Raw genomic sequence first — 19053 nt, 5'->3', positions numbered from 1 at the left:
CTCCATAGTATATTGATGTACGACCTTCCCCGCTGATGTGGGGATCACTAGTCGATGATCTGCATGTGTCAGGCGACATCGTAAATTGACCCCCTAGCGACACGAAGAACTGACCCCCTTGTTTGCAAGGAGGCAGTCGTTGGAAACGCAGTATTCAGCGAGTCATCCTGTACCCCGTGAGGTTTGTGGAGTACGGGAGATGTTGGAGCCGGAAGCAGTAACGGCAATCGTTCGACTGGGGCAATCCGGCTGGGGGGCGAAGCGGATTGCCAAGACGCTGGGAATCGCCCGAAATACCGTGCGGCACTATTTGCGTGCCGGCGGCCCGGTGCCATACCAGCAGCCGCAACGCAGCGGCGTGCTCACCGGGCACGAGGCCTGGCTACGTGAGCAGTTTCTAACGCACAAGGGCAACTGCGACGTGGTGCGTCAGCTNCTGGCTAAGGAACACGGTATTGCCACCAGCCTGCGCACCGTTGAACGCGCCTGCCGGCCATATCGGCAGGAGCTTGAAGCCAGCCGGCGAGCGACGATCCGGTTCGAGACTGCTCCTGGCGAGCAGATGCAGATCGACTTCGGCCAAGTGCGCATCCAGATCGGTGGCGAACTGGTGCGTGTGTACCTGTTCGTGGCGACGCTTGGCTACTCGCGCCGTGGCTTTGTTTGCCCATTCCGTCACGAACGGCAGAGTGCTTGGTTTGGCGGTATCGAAGCGGCGTTCGAGCACTTCGGTGGACGGGTGCAGACTCTGCTGATCGATAACGCCAAGGCCCTCGTGGTCGAGCACGACATGCAGACCCGGCAGGTCCGCTTCAACAGCCGCTTCGAGGCGTTCTGCCGGCATTGGGATGTGCGCGTGAAGGCCTGCGCGCCGTTCCGTGCGCGCACCAAGGGCAAGACCGAGAACGGCGTTGGCTATGTGAAGAAGAATGCTATCGCCGGTTACACATTCGAGAGCTGGGCCGCATTGGAGGCTCACTTGACCCGCTGGCAGCGGGAGGTGGCCGATACCCGCATCCACGGGACGACCGGCATGGCGCCCAAGGAGCGGTTCGACGGCGAACGTCCGCATCTGCGTCCTGTTGCCGGCATAGTGCCGTTCCTGCAAGTGCGGGAGCTGATCCGTCGCGTCAATGCCGAAGGCTGTGTCGAGCTCGATACTAATGCCTACAGCGTGCCCTGGCGGCTGATCGGCGAGATGGTCACGGTCGCTGTACGAGCAGGCACGGTGACGGTCCATTACGCCGGCCAGGAAGTAGCGCATCACGCCGAGTTGGCCGGCAGTCGCGGACGGCAAATTGACCGCGCCCATCTGCTTGGGGTCGTGCCGCCGCTATCCGAGCCGGTCCCGCCACACGGCGGCGCTTTGCTGCGCCCGCTGGCAGAGTATGAGGAATTGGTCGGAGGGGGCTGGTGATGATCGAACCCGACCGACTGGAAGAACTGTTGACCCGGCTGCACTTGACGGCGATCCGGGATCAGCTGGATAGCCTGCTGGACGAAGCGAGCCGTGCCCAAATGACACTGCGCGAAGCGCTGCTGTTCCTGGCCGAGCGAGAGGTGGCCCGGCGCGATACGCGACGCATCCAGATGGGGATGAAGCTGGCTCGATTCCCCTGTGTACGCACGCTGGAGGGCTTCGACTTCGATGCGCAGCCGTCGATTGATCCCGGCCAGGTCCGGGATTTGGCCACCGGGCGCTGGATTGGCCACGGTCAAGCGTTGTTGCTGCTGGGACCGCCCGGAGTCGGCAAGACGCATTTGGCGGTAGCACTCGGGCGTGAGGCGGTAGAGCGGGGTTACACGGTGCTGTTCAGTTCTGCTGCGTCGCTGATGGCTGGACTGACGAAGGCGCATGCCGATGGGCGCTTGGAGGAGAAGCTGTTGCAGCTATCGAAACCCAAGCTGCTGATCGTCGATGAATTGAGCTACCTGCCGCTGGAGCCGGCTGCAGCGCACCTGTTCTTCCAGCTGGTCTCGCGGCGCTATGAGCGGGCAAGCCTACTGATCACCAGCAACCGCCCGGTGGGGGAATGGGGCCAAGTGTTTGGTGACGCAGTGGCGGCAACGGCCATCCTGGATCGGCTGCTGCATCACAGCCAGGTGGTCACGATCCGGGGAGATAGTTACCGGCTACGCGACAAACGACGGAGCGGCCTGCTGCAGAAGGCGACGGCCGAACCGATTACATCAACTAGTTGATTAACCCTGGGGGTCAATTCCAGATGTCGCCAGGGGGTCAAATCCTCGTGTCGCTTGACAGCATGTCCTGGCGGTTGATCGGTTCATCCCCGCTGGCGCGGGGATCACCATATAGAACCCCGGAGGGGCGGTGACAATCAGAGGCCGCCTTCAGATCCCCATCTTCAGCTTGTGTTTAGCCCCGGAACGAGAGTAGTCGCCATCGGGCTGGGTCTTGCCCCAATAGCGCCAATAAGCAGGGGACGGGAGAGGCATGCGATCATCCATCGGCATTCTCCGGAACAGGAATAGAAAATCGGCCCACGACCCCGCTGCCCGAATAGGCCAGCCAAGCCATGAGCCGATCAGCATACTGTCCGGCGGTGCCCCATGCCATCTTGCACGAATACCGCGCAACGCCTCCTCAGTTGCACACCGTCGGGGCCATCGCTAAGAGTAACTCAAGCCCTCCGCCTTGCCCCAGAACACCCGGTAGGCGTACACGCTGTAGCCGACGATGGTCGGCAGCACCACCGCCGCGCCCCACAGGATCACGCGCAGCGCCTCGGGGCTCGATGCCGCCTGCCAGAGGGTGAGACGGCCGATGACGATGTCGGGAAAGACGCTGTAGGCGAGCCCCCAGAACGACAGCAGCACGATGCCCACCGTCGCGGCGAAGGGCAGCCAGCACAGGGAGTCGTTGCCGGCGGCCTGGCGCCGCGCCAGCCGCGGCAGGCTCAGGGTGAGCAGCACGAACAGCGCCAGCGAGCCCAGCGGCAACGGCAACAGCAACAGGAAATCCGGCAGCACGAACCACTTGGCGGCGATGTGCGTGCTCGCCAGCGGCGTGGCGATCGAGACGGCCAGCACCGCCATGCCGGTGCCGTAGAGCGCCCAGCGTGCCCAGCCGATGGCGCGCGCCTGCAGCGCCCCACAGGTTTTCATGATCAGCCAGCCGGCGCCGAGCAAGGCGTAGGCCGCCGCCAGACCGGCCCCCGCCAGCAGTGCGAAGCCCCACGCCGCCGCACCCGGAGCGAAACCGGTGAGGTAGCGCCCCAGCATCACGCCCTGGCTCAGCGCCGCCAGCAGCGAACCCGCGGCGAAGGCCGCATTCCACCACGGCTGGTGCGGGTCACGCGCCTTGACGCGGAAGTCGAACGCCACGCCGCGCAGGATCAGGCCGAGCAGCATCAGCGCCACCGGCAGGTAGAGCTCGCCCAGGATGATGCCGTGCGCCAGCGGGAAGGCCACCAGCAACAGCCCCACCCCCAGCACCAGCCAGGTTTCGTTGGCGTCCCAGAACGGCCCGATGCTGGCGATCATGGTGTCGCGCTCGGCGGCCGAGCCCAGCGGCAGCAGGATGCCCACCCCCAGGTCGTAGCCATCCAGGATGACGTAGGCCAAGAGCGAAATCGCCATCAGGCCGGCGAAGACGGCCGGCAACCACAGTTCCGCGTTCATGCTTGTTCTCCTGCCAGTTTGGCCGAAAGCGGAGCGCCCTCGTGCTTGCCCGCCTTGCGCGCCAGATAGAACACCACCGAGACGTAGCTCGCCAACAGCACCACGTAGAGCGCCAGGTACATCAGCAGGGTGGAAAGAATCATGCCGCCCGGCACTGTCGAGGCGGCGTCGGCGGTGGTCAGCACGCCGGTCACCAGCCAGGGCTGGCGGCCGATCTCGGTGACGTACCAGCCCGCCAGCGTCGCCAGCCAGCCGGAAAAGGTCATGGCGGTGAGCAGGGTGACGGTCCAGCCCGCAGGCTCGCCACGGCGCCGCAGCTGCCAGGCCGCGAGCCACGCCGTCGCCAGCATCAGCACGCCCACCGCCACCATCACGCGGAAGCTCCAGAACACCTTGCCCACCGGCGGATGCTGGCCGGCGAACTCGTTCAGGCCGCGGATCTCGCCGTCCGGCTGGTGCGTGATGATCAGGCTCGCCAGCCTGGGGATGCCGATCTGGTAGCGGTTGGACTGGCTCGCCTCGTCCGGCAGCGCGAACAACAGCAACGGCGCACCCCGCTCGGTATGCCACACCCCCTCCATCGCCGCCAGCTTGGCCGGCTGGTGATGGAAGGTGTTCAGGCCGTGGGCGTCGCCGGCGAGCATCTGCAAGGGGATCAGCAGCGCCGCCAGGTAGACGCCGGTCTTCAGGCTATGGCGTACCGCCCTCCCCCGCTCGCCACGCCCCCAGCGATAGGCCGACAGCCCCGCCACCAGGAACGCCACGGTCAGCCCGGACGCCAGCAGCATGTGGGTCAGGCGGTACGGCATCGACGGATTGAAAATCACCTCCAGCCAGTCGGTGACGTGCGCCTGGCCGTTCACCATGGTGAAGCCGGCCGGCGTCTGCATCCAGGAATTGAGGGCGATGATCCAGAACGCCGACACCGTGGTGCCGAACGCCACCAGGAAGGTCGCCAGGGTGTGCATGCGGTTGGACACGCGCGAGCGGCCGAACAGCATGATGCCGAGGAAGGTCGCCTCCAGAAAGAACGCCGTGAGCACCTCGTAGGCCAAGAGCGGCCCGGCGATATTGCCGACGGTGCGCATGTAGCCCGGCCAGTTGGTGCCGAACTGAAAGCTCATGGTGATGCCGGACACCACCCCGACCGCGAAGGTCAGCGCGAACACCTTGACCCAAAAGCCGTAGGCCTCCATCCAGGCCTCGTCGCGTGTGGCGTTGAAGCGCCATTTGAAGAACAACAGCACCCAGCCCATGGCGATGCTGATGGTCGGAAACAGGATGTGGAAACTGATGTTGGCGCCGAACTGGATGCGGGCCAAGGTGACGGGGTCGAACTCCATGACTCACTCCTCCTTGCCGTCGTCGCGCCCGGTCAGCCGCCCCAGGCTCTGGGTGAACTGCAGTATCTTCTGCACCTGCGCCCCCAGCTTCATCAAGCGCTGCAGGGTTTCGACGTCCATGTCGCGGATGTCGGCAAACCACTTCGTCACCAGTTCGATGAGCTGGTACATCTCCTTCATGCGCACCTGGGCGTGGCGCTCGTCCTCGCAGCTCGGCGTCTCCATGATGGCGCCGCGCAGCATGGTGAGCGTGGGCTCCACCTCGCGCTTCTGGCGCTCCTCGGCCAGGGTCTTGAAGATCGCCCACACGTCGTCCGGGGTGGAAAAGTACTCGCGCCGGTCGCCCGGCAGGTGCTGCAGCTTGACCAGACGCCAGGCCTGCAGCTCCTTCAGCGCCATGCTGGTATTGGAGCGCGAACAGCCGATGGCCTCGACGATATCGTCGGCGTTGAGCGGCTTGGACGAGACGTACAGCAGGGCATAGATCTGGCCGACGGTGCGGTTGATGCCCCAGTGGCTGCCCATTTCACCGAAATGCAGCACGAAGGATTGGGTCAGGGGTGGCAGGTTCATTTTTTCCTTCTCGGATTTTCAGTAATTTCTGAAAGTTTGATACAGATCATAGACCGATGGCTTTTTACTTGCAACCAGCCCTCGTTGCAGCTAAAGGCCGCACCCGATCCGTCCCTGCCCGCGCCACCTACAGGAAGCGGCGACAACTGCGGTAAAATGGCCGTTTTTATCCAGCGGACGCCCCATGCGGCCGTCATCTCCCAGATTCTCCACGGACTTGGCATGACCACACCCCAGCACACCCCGATGATGCAGCAGTACCTCGCCATCAAGCGCGAACACCCGGACAAACTGGTGTTCTACCGCATGGGGGACTTCTACGAACTGTTCTATGAAGACGCCGAAAAGGCGGCACGGCTGCTGGACATCACGCTGACCACGCGCGGCGCCTCGGCCGGCACCCCGATCAAGATGGCCGGCGTGCCCTATCATGCCGCCGAGGGCTATCTGGCGCGGCTGGTGAAGCTGGGCGAATCGGTGGCCATCGCCGAACAGATCGGTGACCCGGCGCTCGCCAAGGGGCCGGTGGAACGCAAGGTGGTACGCATCGTCACCCCCGGCACACTGACCGACTCGGCGCTGCTCGACGACAAGCGCGACAACCTGGTGCTCGCCCTCCACAGCGTGCGCGGCAGGCTGGGGCTCGCCTGGCTGTCGCTGGCGAGCGGCGAATTCAAGGTGATGGAAACCAGCGTCGACGAGCTCGCCAGCGAGTTGGAACGCTTGAAGCCCGCCGAACTGCTGCTGCCGGACGAGAGCCAGGTCGGTCTGCTGGAACAGTTGTCGATCCCCAAGAAGAAGCTGCCGGCCTGGCAGTTCGACCAGCAATCCGGCCAGGAGACGCTGACGCGCCACTTCGGCACGCGCGACCTCGCCGGTTTCGGCGCCGAAGAACTGACCGTGGCGATCGGCGCCGCCGGTGCCCTGCTGGGCTACGTCAAGTCGACCCAGGGCGTGAACCCCGCCCACATCGCCAGCCTCTCGGTCGAAGACGAGAGCGACCTGATCCGCATGGACGCCGCCACGCGCCGCAACCTGGAACTGACCGAAACCATCCGCGGCGAACCGAGCCCGACGCTGAGCTCCCTGCTCGACTGCTGCGCCACCAGCATGGGCAGCCGCCTGCTGCGCCACTGGCTGCACCACCCGCTGCGCCGCCACGGCAAGATCCGCGAGCGCCTGGGCGCGGTGCGCGCGCTGCTGGCACGGCACGGAGACGTTGCCGAGCAGCTCGCCGAAGTGGCCGACATCGAACGCATCACCTCACGCGTGGCGCTGCGCTCGGCACGCCCGCGCGACCTCGCCGCGCTGCGCGACTCGCTCAAGGCGCTGACCGAGGTGAAAGGCCTGGCCGAACAACTCGACAGCCCGCTGCTGCGCCAGCTCGCCGTGCTGCTGCCGGCCGACAGTCCGGTGGCCGACCTGCTCAGCCGTACCATCCTGCCCGAACCCGCCACCTTCCTGCGCGACGGCGGCGTGATCAACCACGGCCACTCCCCCACCCTCGACGAGTTGCGCGCCATCCAGACCAACTGCGGCGAATTCCTGCTGCAGCTCGAAGCCCGCGAGAAGGAACGCACCGGCATTCCCTCGCTGAAAGTCGAATTCAACCGCGTGCACGGCTTCTACATCGAAGTCAGCAAGGCGCAAGGCGACAAGGTGCCGGACGACTACCGCCGGCGCCAGACGCTCAAAAACGCCGAGCGCTACATCACGCCGGAACTGAAGGAATTCGAAGACAAGGCATTGTCGGCACAGGACCGCGCCCTGGCGCTGGAAAAGCAGCTCTACGAGACCCTGCTCGACGAACTCGCCCCGCACATCGCCGAGCTGCAGCTGATCGCCCAGGCGGTCGCCACGCTCGACGTGCTGGCCGCCTTCGCCCGCCACGCCGAGACCCGCAACTATGTCGAACCGGAATTCGTCGACGACGTGCGGCTGGACATCGTCGAGGGCCGCCACCCGGTGGTCGAGGCCGAGGTCGAGCGCTTCATCGCCAACGACACCTGCCTCGCCGACAGCCGCAAGCTGCTCCTGATCACCGGCCCGAACATGGGCGGTAAATCCACCTACATGCGCCAGACCGCGCTGATCACGCTGATGGCGCACGTCGGCTCGTTCGTGCCGGCCGATTCCGCCGTGCTGGGCCCGATCGACCGCATCTTCACCCGCATCGGCGCCTCCGACGACCTGGCCGGCGGCCGCTCCACCTTCATGGTAGAAATGACCGAGACCGCCAACATCCTCAACAACGCCACCGACAAATCCCTGGTGCTGATGGACGAAGTCGGCCGCGGCACCTCGACCTTCGACGGGCTGGCGCTGGCCTGGGCCATCGCCAAGGCGCTGATCGAAAAGAACCGCGCCTACACGCTGTTCGCCACCCACTACTTCGAGCTCACGCGGCTCGCCAGCGACTACCCCGGCGTCGCCAACGTCCACCTCTCCGCCATCGAGCACAAGGACAAGATCGTGTTCCTGCACCACGTCGAAGACGGCCCGGCGAGTCAGAGCTACGGCCTGGCGGTGGCGCAACTCGCCGGCGTGCCGGGCAAGGTGATCCGCGAGGCGCGACGCCGTCTCGCCGAGCTGGAAAACCAGTCCGCCGCGGCCCAGCAACCGGACCTGTTCGCCGCGCCGCTCCCCGTCGCGGCCGCCGATCCCGAGCCGCACCCGGTGCTGGAACGGCTGGCCGAACTGCAGCCCGACGAACTGACTCCACGCCAAGCCCTCGACCTGCTCTATGCATTGAAAATAATGGCTAATTGAGCAAGCAAAACCGGGGGGCTTGCCTACAATGAAAAGCGGATACACCACTTGTAAAGGAGAGCGACATAATGCAGTCGGAAAGTGCAGTGGCCAACCCGGGGCTGGTCAGATTGTTCGGTCAAACCGAAGCGGGAGAAGCGGTCTCGTTGACCGCCATCCGCGGACGCGCCAGCAAGCAACTCACCCGGTTCGCCACCCTGGCACAGCAGCAGCTGGGGGACCGCGCCATCACCATTCCGCCGGCACTCAGCCTGGTGAGCCGCCCGGAAGGAGAATTGGAACTGGAAAGCCAGCATCCGCAAGCCGATGCCATCCGGGCATGGCTGCGTGGGAACAGCACAATAGCCAAGAAATTCAAGGAGGTGGAAGTACTGTTTGAAATCGTGCGGGCAGCAGAACACCCCGGCGTCGTGTTTCCGGAAGAGTCCTGCTTTCATATCGGTCTCACCAGCGCCGGGCCGATCGCCTACTTTGAGGACCACAGCTGCACGCCTGGCGGGCACTGAGTCATACTTTCCGACCAAGACAAGGGGACGGTATGCCGTCCCCTTTGTCATGCCACTCCCTCTGCGCGTTTAAACCGGCTCGGCCAGGGTGGGCTCGGCGCGGGCACGCCTCCCCCGGCCATAGCTGGCGGCGAAGCGGTTGACGAAGCGCATTTCCAACGGATACGGGTAGAAATCGTCGATGTAGCCGTCGCGGATGCGCTGCTGTTTGTGCTGCCAGAAACCCGCGTCGAGCAGATCCTTGTGGTACCGCAAGAACACCTTCCTGACCTCGGCATCCCCCAAGAGGAAGGTGGCGAACTCCTCCGGGAACACGTCGCCCTTGGCGACCGGGTACCACACCTCGCCCGACATCTCCATCTCCGGATTGGGAGCCGGCGGGATGCGGCGGAAATGGCAGTCGGTCATGTATTCGATCTCATCGTAATCGTAGAAGATCACCCGGCCATAACGTGTCATGCCGAAGTTCTTGAACAGCATGTCCCCAGGGAAGATATTGGCCGACGCCAGCTCGCGGATGGCGTTGCCGTAATCGCGCACCGCCTCGACCTTCTCCTCCGGCGACGCCGTCTGCAGGTAGAGGTTGAGCGGCTTCATGCGCCGTTCGATGTACAGGTGCTTGATGACGATGCTCTGCTCGTCCTCCTCGATCTGCGACGGCGCCTGTTGGCGCAGCTCATGCAGCAGCTCCTCGGTGAAGCGCCGCTTCGGGAACGCCACGTTGGAGAACTCCAGCGTATCGGCCATGCGCCCGACCCGGTCGTGCCGCTTCACTAGCTGGTACTTGGCGCGCACGGTGTCGTGATCGACCTCCTTGGTCACGCCGAACACGTCCTTGATCAGCTTGAACACGTAAGGGAAAGACGGCAGCGTGAACACCAGCATCACCAGCCCGCGGATACCGGGCGCCACGATGAACTGGTCGTTGGAATGCTGCAGATGCTGGATGAAGTCGCGGTAGAAGGTGTTCTTGCCCTGCTTCTGCAAGCCCAGCATGGTATAGAGCTCGGCCTTGCTCTTGGTCGGCAGCATCGAGCGCAGGAACTGCACGTAGCCCGAGGGTACCGCCATGTCCACCAGGAAATAGGCCCGGCTGAACGAGAACAGCACCCCGATGCGCCATGGTTCGAGCAGCACGGTATCGAGGTAGAGCTTGCCGTCGGCGTCGTGCAGCACCGGCACCGCGAAGGGATAGCTGGAACCGCCGTTCACCACCTTGCCGAAGATGTAGGCCGTCTTGTTGCGGTAGAACGCCGAGGACAGCACCTGGATCTGGAAATTGGCTTCGAGCTTCGGCCAGCGCCCTTGCAAGTAGTCGTGCGTCATGCGCAGCACGTAGCCGATGTCGCGCGCCAGGCTGGCGAAAGGCCGCCGCCAGCCGAAATCGCGCACGATCTGCCGCAGCACCGAACGCAGCCCGTAGTGCAGCGGGTAATAGCTGCGGTAGGACGGCGGGTCCGCCTCGATGTACTCGGTGGAAATCGCCGGGCGCACGAAGATGAAATCGTTGTTGAAATAATCGCGGTGCAGAATGCGCGTGAACACCGAATTGAAAAACGTCTCCGCGCACTCCGGCTGCTTGTGGTTGGTCAACAGGCCGATGAAGTACAGCTTGGCCTGCTGCCAGATCTCGTCGTCCAGCAATTCGGCGTGGAACTCGCGATGCAGCCGCTCCACCGTCTCGCTGACGCGCTCGTCGTAGAACTGGATACGGTCGCGGATGGCCTGCTGAATCCCCTGCCAGTCGCCCTCTTCGAACAACAGCTTGGCTTGGCGGTTGCACTCGCTGAACAGGCGGTAGTGCTTGTCGAAGCCCTCGACCAGCGCCTGAGCGATATCACGCGCGACGGGGTTGTAGTACTCGGGTATCTGCATACGCTCGCCTTTTGCTGCGCAGGCCGCGCCTCGGGCGGCCGACGTGAGTCACCAGTCTGTCGGCCATGGCGAACGTACAGAAGCACTAGGACTTCTTGGCAAACCGGAAGCGCGGCGCCGGACGGGGGCCAGGCGCCGGTTCGGCGGCCTGCCGCCCCGGCTGCTGCACGGGCGCCTTGCCGACGGGTTTAGCATGCCCCGCACGCGGCAAATCGGCAAGCGACACCTCCAGCCGGCGGAACTCACCCGGCTGCAGTCCCTCGAGCCGCCACGGTCCGACCGCCACGCGCACCAGCCGCAGCGTCGGCAACCCCACCTTGGCGGTCATGCGCCGCACCTGCCGGTTTTTGCCCTCGCTGATGATGATCTCCAGCCACGCGTCGGGCACCGTCTTGCGAAAGCGCACCGGCGGCTTGCGTTCCCACAGCTGCGGGGGCTCGGATAGCAGGCTCACCTCGGCCGGCTGGGTGACGAAATCACCGAGGTTCACCCCGGCGCGCAACGCCTCGAGTTGCTCCTCGGCCGGCGTCCCCTCCACTTGCACCCAGTACGTCTTGGGCTGCTTCCAGCGCGGGTCGCTGATGCGATGCTGCAGCTCGCCATCGCCAGTCAGCAGCAACAAGCCCTCGCTGTCGGTATCCAGCCGCCCGGCCGGGTACACCCCGGGAATGTCGATATGGTCTTTCAGCGTGGGATGCAACTCGTGCTGCGAGAACTGGCAAATCACGCCGTAAGGCTTGTTGAACAGGATCAGTTGGGGCATGGCGGCACACCGGCAAAAACACAGGAATGCGCGAATGATAACAAGCCCGGCAGGTGCCGGGCAGTGACTGTTCGTACTCGAACCCGACCGCGCCACCCGGATGGGTGAGCTGACGGCACACCCCTGTTTTCGTTTTTTCACATTCCGGCGAGCCGGCGCGCGCGGGGCGCCCCACCTTGTCCACGGCGCAAAACCATGCCTCTTAACGGAAAATTGCCGCGAATTAATGAAAATTGCTGCTATTTTTGAAAAACGGCATTTTCAATTTTGCGCCGAATAGGGGACAACTTCTATTCAAACAGCCGTTTGAACACCAAATCCGTACAAAAAGCGACATCAAAGTTCGGATACGCAACAGAACAGAGCGCTATAATTCGCTTTTGAAAAGCCCCCGAGAGTCTACGGACGACCACCGCACCCCGGCACGGCGTCCGCCTTTCCGCTGCCTTTCATCGCGCCGGCACCCTCACCCGCCCGGCCGCGCTACGCTCTGACGTCGTAATAATCATGGAGATAGAGTAATGCCTTCGGAACGCCCGACCATCATCTACACACTCACCGACGAAGCGCCCGCGCTGGCAACCAGCGCCTTCCTGCCGGTCATCCAGACCTTTACCGGCCCGGCCGGCATCAATATCGATACCGCTGACATCTCGGTGGCCGCGCGCGTTCTGGCCGAGTTTCCCGACTATCTGAGCGACGAACAGAAGGTCCCGGACACCCTGGCCGAACTCGGCCGCCTCACCCAGGACCCGGACACCAACATCATCAAGCTGCCCAACATCAGCGCCTCCGTGGCCCAGCTGATGGCCTGCATCAAGGAACTGCAAGCCAAGGGCTACGCCCTCCCCGACTACCCGGAAAACCCGGCCACCGACGAAGAAAAGGCGATCAAGGCTCGTTACGCCAAGTGCCTGGGCTCCGCCGTGAACCCGGTGTTGCGCGAAGGCAACTCCGACCGCCGCGCCCCGGCCGCCGTCAAGAACTACGCCAAGAAGCACCCGCACTCCATGGGCGAATGGAAGCAGTGGTCCCAGACCCACGTGTCCCACATGGATCACGGCGACTTCTACCATGGCGAGAAGTCGATGACACTCGACCGCGCCCGTGACGTGAAGATGGAACTCACCACCAAGAGCGGCCAGAACATCGTGCTCAAACCGAAGGTCGCGCTGCAGGAAGGCGAGATCATCGACTCGATGTTCATGAGCAAGAAGGCGCTGTGCGACTTCTACGAGAAGGAACTGGAAGACTGCCGCCAGTCCGGCATCCTGTTCTCGCTGCACGTCAAGGCCACCATGATGAAGGTGTCGCACCCGATCGTGTTCGGCCACTGCGTCAAGATCTACTACAAGGAAGCCTTCGAGAAGCACGGCAAGCTGTTCGACGAGCTGGGCATCAACGTCAACAACGGCATGGCCACCCTGTACGAAAAGATCGAGACCCTGCCGGCCTCCAAGCGTGAAGAAATCATCCGCGACCTGCACGCCTGCCAGGAACACCGTCCGCGTCTGGCCATGGTGGACTCCGCCAAGGGCATCACCAACTTCCACTCGCCCAACGACATCATCGTCGACGCCTCCATGCCGGCCATGATCCGCAACGGCGGCAAGATGTGGGGTGCCGACGGCAAACCGTACGACTGCAAGGCCGTGATGCCGGAATCGACCTTCGCCCGCATCTACCAGGAGATGATCAACTTCTGCAAGTGGCACGGCAACTTCGACCCGCGCACCATGGGCACCGTGCCGAACGTCGGCCTGATGGCGCAGAAGGCCGAAGAATACGGCTCGCACGACAAGACCTTCGAAATCCCGGAAGACGGCGTGGCCAACATCGTCGACCTCGCCACCGGCGAAGTGCTGCTGAGCCAGAACGTGGAAGCCGGCGACATCTGGCGCATGTGCCAGGTCAAGGACGCCCCGATCCGCGACTGGGTCAAGCTGGCCGTCACCCGCGCCCGCAACTCCGGCATGCCGGCCGTGTTCTGGCTCGACCCGTACCGTCCGCACGAGGCCGAACTGATCAAGAAGGTCGAAACCTACCTGAAGGATCACGACACCGCAGGTCTCGAAATCCACATCATGTCGCAAGTGCGTGCGATGCGTTTTACCCTCGAGCGCGTCGCCCGCGGCCTCGACACCATCTCGGTGACCGGCAACATCCTGCGCGACTACCTGACCGACCTGTTCCCGATCATGGAACTGGGCACCTCGGCCAAGATGCTGTCCATCGTTCCGCTGATGGCCGGCGGCGGCATGTACGAAACCGGCGCCGGCGGCTCGGCACCGAAGCACGTGCAGCAGTTGCTCGAAGAAAACCACCTGCGCTGGGATTCGCTGGGCGAATTCCTGGCCCTGGCGGTATCGCTGGAAGAGCTGGGCATCAAGACCGGCAACGCCAAGGCCAAGCTGCTCGCCAAGACGCTGGACGAGGCCACCGGCAAGCTGCTCGACAACGACAAGTCGCCGTCGCGCCGTACCGGTGAACTCGACAACCGCGGCAGCCAGTTCTACCTCGCGCAGTACTGGGCGCAGGCGCTGGCCGAGCAGACCGACGACAAGGAACTGCAGGCCCACTTCGCGCCGCTCGCCAAAGCGCTGACCGCCAACGAGCAGAAGATCGTCGACGAGCTGAAGGCCGTACAGGGCAAGCCGGCCGACATCGGCGGCTACTACCTCGCCGACGCCGAGAAGTGCAATGCGGTGATGCGCCCGAGCGCCACCTTCAACGCCGCGCTGGCCGCCGCACGCGCCTGAGCGCCATGACCGGGAAGCTCGCTTCGCGAGCCTTCTGCCAAGACCGAACGCCAGGGTTCCTCCTGGCGTTTTTTCATGCCGGCCAATTGAGGACAATCATGTTCCACCAAGCGTGCGCTCGGCTACAATAAGCGCAGCAGCGTACATCGGGAAATCGGTAGTTGCCCCGGCGCGCATCTCCGTCAAGCTAACAATCAAGAGTAGCCTGCACTGCTACCGGCAGTGCACAGCGGCGACAGCACCGGGACATGGTAGACAACAGGTCAACACAGAAGGAGAAGGAGAAACAATGAGTGCATCCCACATCAAGGTTCCCGTCGGTGGCCAGAAAATCGTCCCGGGTCAGCCGATCCCGAACAATCCCATCATCCCGTTCATCGAAGGCGACGGCATCGGCGTCGACATCACCCCGGTCATGATCAAGGTCATCGACGCCGCGGTGGACAAGGCCTACGGCGGCGCGAAGAAGATTCACTGGATGGAAGTGTACGCCGGCGAGAAGTCAACCAAGCTGTACGGCCCGGACGAATGGCTGCCGAAGGAAACCTTCGACGCGCTGAAAGAGTATTCGGTGTCGATCAAGGGCCCGATGACCACGCCGGTAGGCGGCGGCATCCGCTCGCTGAACGTGGCCCTGCGCCAGGAACTGGACCTGTACCAGTGCGTGCGCCCGATACAGTACTTCCAGGGCGTGCCGTCGCCGCTGAAGCACCCGGAACTGGTGAACATGGTGATCTTCCGCGAAAACACCGAAGACATCTACGCCGGCATCGAATGGAGCGCCCAGTCCGAAGGCGCCCGGAAAGTCATCAAGTTCCTGCAAGATGAAATGGGCGTCAAGAAGATCCGCTTCCCGGAAACCTCCGGCATCGGCATCAAGCCCGTTTCCATCGAAGGCACCCAGCGCCTGGTGCGCGCCGCGATCAAGTACGCCATCGACAACGATCGCAAGTCGGTGACCATTGTCCACAAGGGCAACATCATGAAGTTCACGGAAGGCCTGTTCCGTGATACCGCCTATAAGCTCGCCCAGGAAGAATTCGGCGCCGAGCTGATCGACGGCGGCCCGTGGTGCAAGTTCACCAACCCGAACACCGGTCGCGAGATCATCGTCAAGGACGCCATCGCCGACGCCTTCCTGCAGCAGATCCTGCTGCGTCCGGCCGAATACGACGTGGTAGCCACGCTGAACCTGAACGGCGACTACATCTCCGACGCACTGGCCGCCCAGGTCGGAGGCATCGGCATCGCCCCCGGTGCCAACATCTCCGACCAGTACGCCTGCTTCGAAGCCACCCATGGCACCGCGCCGAAGTACGCCGGCCAGGACAAGGTGAATCCGGGTTCGCTGATCCTGTCTGCCGAAATGATGCTGCGCCACCTGGGCTGGAAAGAAGCCGCCGACCTGGTGATCAAGTCGATGGAAGCCGCCATCGCCGACAAGCAGGTGACCTACGACTTCGCCCGCCTGATGGACGGCGCCACCGAAGTGAGCTGCTCCGCCTTCGGCGACGCGATGATCGCGCGCATGTAATCCCGCCCGACGGGAGACATAGGGCTTGCCAAGTGCAAGCCCTTTTTCATTCGAGCATGACAAAAATGCCTGTCAATACAATAACAATTACTGCGCGGATGGCATGGAAAATACCCTGTTTTAGATTGAGCGAAACCAAATAAAAAACCCGCTTATTAGCGGGTTTTTTCATCCAGGTGCTGGCCTCATTAACTGAAGCCGGCGATAACCATAGTGGTTACTGCGGCTGGATATTGGATGCTTGCTTGCCTTTCGGACCGTTCACCACGTCGAAGCTCACACGCTGCCCCTCTTTCAGGGACTTGAAGCCTTGTACGTTGATAGCCGAGAAATGCGCGAACAGGTCTTCACCGCCTTCATCCGGGGTGATGAAACCGAAGCCTTTAGCATCATTGAACCACTTGACAATACCAGTTGCCATCTTACTTCCTTGCATTTAACAGGCTGGTGAGGCCGACCAACAAAAGCTTAAAAGCGCTTCGGTTTTCCCTGCCGGGAAACCTCATTCATTTCAATTAAGCCAAGCACCAGACTCCTTTCTACGCAACCCAAGGCCCAGCGTCAAGCCCAAGAGGAAAAGAATTCTGCCCCCCTTGAAAAAAATCCTGGCGGAACCAAAATAAAAGTGAAATGCCTCATTGCTGAAAGCCGACATGTCTACGCAGTTCAAGGACGATGCCCAACTGGAGGCATCGCGGGCGAAGACACGCCCACCGTCGATGTATAAGGTCTTGTTATTGAACGACGATTACACTCCGATGGATTTTGTGGTAGAGATACTGCAACACTTCTTCCACAAGAACCGGGAACAGGCCACACACATCATGCTGCAGGTGCACACCCAGGGCCGCGGGGTGTGTGGCGTTTATACCAAAGATGTCGCCGCGACCAAAGTTGAGCAGGTGTTGCAATTTGCGAAAGCACACCAGCATCCGCTCCAGTGCGTAATGGAGGAAAACTGATGATTGCCCAAGAGCTCGAAGTAAGCCTGCACATGGCGTTCATGGACGCCCGGCGCAAACGGCACGAATTCATCAGTGTCGAGCACCTGCTGCTGGCGATGACGGACAACCCGTCCGCGGCGGAAGTGCTGCGTGCATGTGGAGCGAATCTCGATCAGCTCAAGAAGCAGCTGACCGACTTCATCGACGAACACACCCCGACCGTCCCCGGCGAGGCCGAGGTGGAAACCCAGCCCACACTGGGCTTCCAGCGCGTGATCCAGCGCGCCATCCTGCACGTGCAGTCGTCCGGCAAGAAGGAAGTGACCGGCGCCAACATCCTCGTCGCCATCTTCGGCGAGAAGGACTCGCACGCCGTGTACTACCTGCACCAGCAGGGCATCTCCCGGCTGGACGTGGTCAACTTCATCTCGCACGGCATCACCAAGCAGCGTTCCCAGCCGTCGCCCAGCGAGCAGCGCGACAACAGCGACAACGAGGCGGAAGACGCATCGGCGAACGTCGGCGGGGCGCTGGAGAACTACACCCAGAACCTCAACGCGCTGGCCCGCGAAGGCAAGATCGATCCCTTGATCGGCCGCGAGCACGAACTGGAGCGCACCGTGCAGATCCTCTGCCGGCGCCGCAAGAACAACCCGCTGCTGGTCGGCGAGGCCGGCGTCGGCAAGACCGCCATCGCCGAAGGCCTGGCACGCCGCATCGTCAACGGCGAGGTGCCGGAAGTGCTCGACCGCGCCACCGTCTACTCGCTGGACATGGGGGCGCTGCTGGCGGGCACTAAGTACCGTGGCGATTTCGAGCAGCGCCTCAAGGCCGTCATCAAGCAGCTGACCGAAGACCCGCACGCCATCCTGTTCATCGACGAGATCCACACGCTGATCGGCGCGGGTGCGGCCTCCGGCGGTACGCTGGACGCCTCCAACCTGCTTAAGCCGGCGCTGTCGAACGGCTCGCTGCGTTGCATCGGGGCGACCACCTACAACGAGTTCCGCGGCATCTTCGAGAAGGACAACGCCCTGTCGCGGCGCTTCCAGAAGATCGACATCAACGAGCCTACCGTCGAGCAGACGGTGGAAATCCTCAAGGGGCTCAAGTCGCGCTTCGAAACGCATCATGGCGTGAAGTACACCCACGGCGCGCTGGTCACGGCCGCCGAGTTGTCGGCACGCTACATCAACGACCGGCACCTGCCGGACAAGGCCATCGACGTGATCGACGAAGCCGGGGCGGCGCAGAAGATCCTGCCCAAGTCGCGCCAGCGCAAGGTCATCAACAAGGCCGAGATCGAGGACATCGTCGCCAAGATCGCGCGCATCCCGGCCAAGACCGTCTCGTCCAACGACAAGAACGTGCTGAAGAACCTCGACCGCGACCTGCGCAGCGTGGTGTTCGGCCAGGACAAGGCGATCGAGGCGCTGGCGACGGCGATCAAGATGGCGCGCTCCGGCCTGGGTAATCCGCAGAAGCCGATCGGCTCGTTCCTGTTCAGCGGTCCCACCGGCGTCGGCAAGACCGAGGTGGCCAAGCAACTGGCCTACTTCCTCGGCGTCGAGATGCTGCGCTTCGACATGTCCGAGTACATGGAACGGCACGCGGTATCGCGCCTGATCGGCGCCCCGCCGGGATACGTCGGTTTCGAACAAGGCGGCCTCCTGACCGAGGCCATCAACAAACACCCCTACGCGGTGCTGCTGCTGGACGAGATCGAGAAGGCCCACCCGGACATCTACAATATCCTGCTGCAGGTGATGGACCACGGCACCCTGACTGACAACAACGGACGCAAGGCCGACTTCCGCAACGTGATCATCATCATGACCACCAACGCCGGAGCGGAATCGCTGTCCAAACCGAGCATGGGCTTCACCAACGCCAAGCAGACCGGTGACGAGATGGCCGACATCAAGCGCCTGTTCAGCCCCGAGTTCCGCAACCGGCTGGATGCCACCATCCCGTTCCGCATGCTGGACGAGAACATCATCCTGCAGGTGGTGGACAAGTTCCTGATGCAACTGGAACACCAGCTGGCCGAGAAGAAGGTCGACATCCACTTCACCGATGTGTTGCGCAGCTACCTGGCGAAGAACGGTTTCGACCCGCTGATGGGTGCCCGCCCGATGGCCCGCCTGATCCAGGACACCATCCGCAAGGCGCTGGCCGACGAGCTGCTGTTCGGCCGGCTGGTGGACGGTGGCGAGGTCACTGTGACAATCGACGCCAACGACAAGGTCGAGCTGCAGTTCGACGAGAAGACGCCGCTGGCGGCGGAACCGGCCTGAACCTGACCCTCTACGCCATACAGCACAACGCCCGCATCTGCGGGCGTT

General features: G+C 63.1%; 14 protein-coding genes. 8 read left to right on the top strand and 6 right to left on the bottom strand.

All coding sequences use genetic code 11. The annotated features are described in order from the left end of the window. Positions 1 to 199: 199 nt before the first annotated feature. Together istA and istB are read left to right on the top strand one after the other, a co-directional pair. On the top strand, positions 200 to 1417 hold the full coding sequence (istA, locus tag PSEMAI1_RS0103030; protein ID WP_029770402.1) for an IS21 family transposase: 1218 nt from the start codon (positions 200 to 202) through the stop codon (positions 1415 to 1417). Then, positions 1417 to 2202, top strand: a complete 786-nt coding sequence (istB, locus tag PSEMAI1_RS0103025) for an IS21-like element helper ATPase IstB (protein ID WP_024301438.1) — start codon at positions 1417 to 1419, stop codon at positions 2200 to 2202. Before istA ends, istB begins: the two co-directional genes overlap by 1 nt. Before the next feature lie 429 nt (positions 2203 to 2631). Here istB and PSEMAI1_RS0103020 read toward each other — a convergent pair whose 3' ends face one another. The 3 genes from PSEMAI1_RS0103020 to PSEMAI1_RS0103010 are packed head-to-tail and all read right to left on the bottom strand — an operon-like array spanning position 2632 to position 5558. After that, on the bottom strand, positions 2632 to 3642 hold the full coding sequence (locus tag PSEMAI1_RS0103020) for a cytochrome d ubiquinol oxidase subunit II (RefSeq protein WP_024301437.1): 1011 nt from the start codon (positions 3640 to 3642) through the stop codon (positions 2632 to 2634). Next, entirely contained in the window at positions 3639 to 4985 is a 1347-nt protein-coding gene (locus PSEMAI1_RS0103015; protein ID WP_024301436.1) for a cytochrome ubiquinol oxidase subunit I, read from the bottom strand. Before PSEMAI1_RS0103015 ends, PSEMAI1_RS0103020 begins: the two co-directional genes overlap by 4 nt. 3 nt (positions 4986 to 4988) lie before the next feature. Further along, positions 4989 to 5558, bottom strand: a complete 570-nt coding sequence (locus PSEMAI1_RS0103010) for a GbsR/MarR family transcriptional regulator (protein WP_024301435.1) — start codon at positions 5556 to 5558, stop codon at positions 4989 to 4991. A 222-nt stretch (positions 5559 to 5780) separates the two neighbouring features. On the opposite strand from PSEMAI1_RS0103010, the gene mutS reads away from it, so the two are divergent. After that, complete coding sequence (mutS, locus tag PSEMAI1_RS0103005; protein ID WP_024301434.1) at positions 5781 to 8327, top strand: DNA mismatch repair protein MutS; 2547 nt, start codon at positions 5781 to 5783, stop codon at positions 8325 to 8327. Positions 8328 to 8395: 68 nt separating this feature from the next. After that, complete coding sequence (locus PSEMAI1_RS0103000; protein WP_024301433.1) at positions 8396 to 8833, top strand: hypothetical protein; 438 nt, start codon at positions 8396 to 8398, stop codon at positions 8831 to 8833. 69 nt (positions 8834 to 8902) lie between these two features. Here PSEMAI1_RS0103000 and aceK read toward each other — a convergent pair whose 3' ends face one another. Both aceK and PSEMAI1_RS0102990 read right to left on the bottom strand, forming a co-directional pair. Next, positions 8903 to 10708 carry a bifunctional isocitrate dehydrogenase kinase/phosphatase gene (gene aceK / locus PSEMAI1_RS0102995; protein ID WP_024301432.1) on the bottom strand — a complete coding sequence of 602 codons (1806 nt, stop codon included), beginning with the start codon at positions 10706 to 10708 and terminating at the stop codon, positions 8903 to 8905. A gap of 85 nt (positions 10709 to 10793) precedes the next feature. Continuing rightward, positions 10794 to 11471: an rRNA large subunit pseudouridine synthase E gene (locus PSEMAI1_RS0102990; RefSeq protein WP_024301431.1), complete on the bottom strand. Its 678-nt coding sequence runs from the start codon at positions 11469 to 11471 to the stop codon at positions 10794 to 10796. 521 nt (positions 11472 to 11992) lie between these two features. Here PSEMAI1_RS0102990 and PSEMAI1_RS0102985 point away from each other — a divergent pair. After that, on the top strand, positions 11993 to 14230 hold the full coding sequence (locus PSEMAI1_RS0102985) for an NADP-dependent isocitrate dehydrogenase (RefSeq protein ID WP_024301430.1): 2238 nt from the start codon (positions 11993 to 11995) through the stop codon (positions 14228 to 14230). Between the two features lie 289 nt (positions 14231 to 14519). Then, positions 14520 to 15764 (top strand): NADP-dependent isocitrate dehydrogenase, encoded by a 1245-nt coding sequence (icd, locus tag PSEMAI1_RS0102980; RefSeq protein ID WP_024301429.1) that lies wholly within the window; start codon positions 14520 to 14522, stop codon positions 15762 to 15764. Between the two features lie 217 nt (positions 15765 to 15981). Here icd and PSEMAI1_RS0102975 read toward each other — a convergent pair whose 3' ends face one another. Continuing rightward, positions 15982 to 16185, bottom strand: a complete 204-nt coding sequence (locus tag PSEMAI1_RS0102975) for a cold-shock protein (protein WP_024301428.1) — start codon at positions 16183 to 16185, stop codon at positions 15982 to 15984. Positions 16186 to 16417: 232 nt separating this feature from the next. Between PSEMAI1_RS0102975 and clpS the strand changes: the two genes are divergently transcribed. Beyond that, positions 16418 to 16726 carry an ATP-dependent Clp protease adapter ClpS gene (gene clpS / locus PSEMAI1_RS0102970; RefSeq protein ID WP_024301427.1) on the top strand — a complete coding sequence of 103 codons (309 nt, stop codon included), beginning with the start codon at positions 16418 to 16420 and terminating at the stop codon, positions 16724 to 16726. Further along, positions 16726 to 19005, top strand: a complete 2280-nt coding sequence (clpA, locus tag PSEMAI1_RS0102965) for an ATP-dependent Clp protease ATP-binding subunit ClpA (RefSeq protein WP_024301426.1) — start codon at positions 16726 to 16728, stop codon at positions 19003 to 19005. The genes clpS and clpA overlap by 1 nt, the downstream gene beginning before the upstream one ends. Positions 19006 to 19053: the final 48 nt, after the last annotated feature.

Origin of the sequence: Pseudogulbenkiania sp. MAI-1 (genome assembly GCF_000527175.1) — a bacterium.
Lineage (GTDB): Bacteria > Pseudomonadota > Gammaproteobacteria > Burkholderiales > Chromobacteriaceae > Pseudogulbenkiania.
Note: the sequence above shows the minus strand (reverse complement) of the source record. Positions and strands in the feature narration are given on the sequence as shown.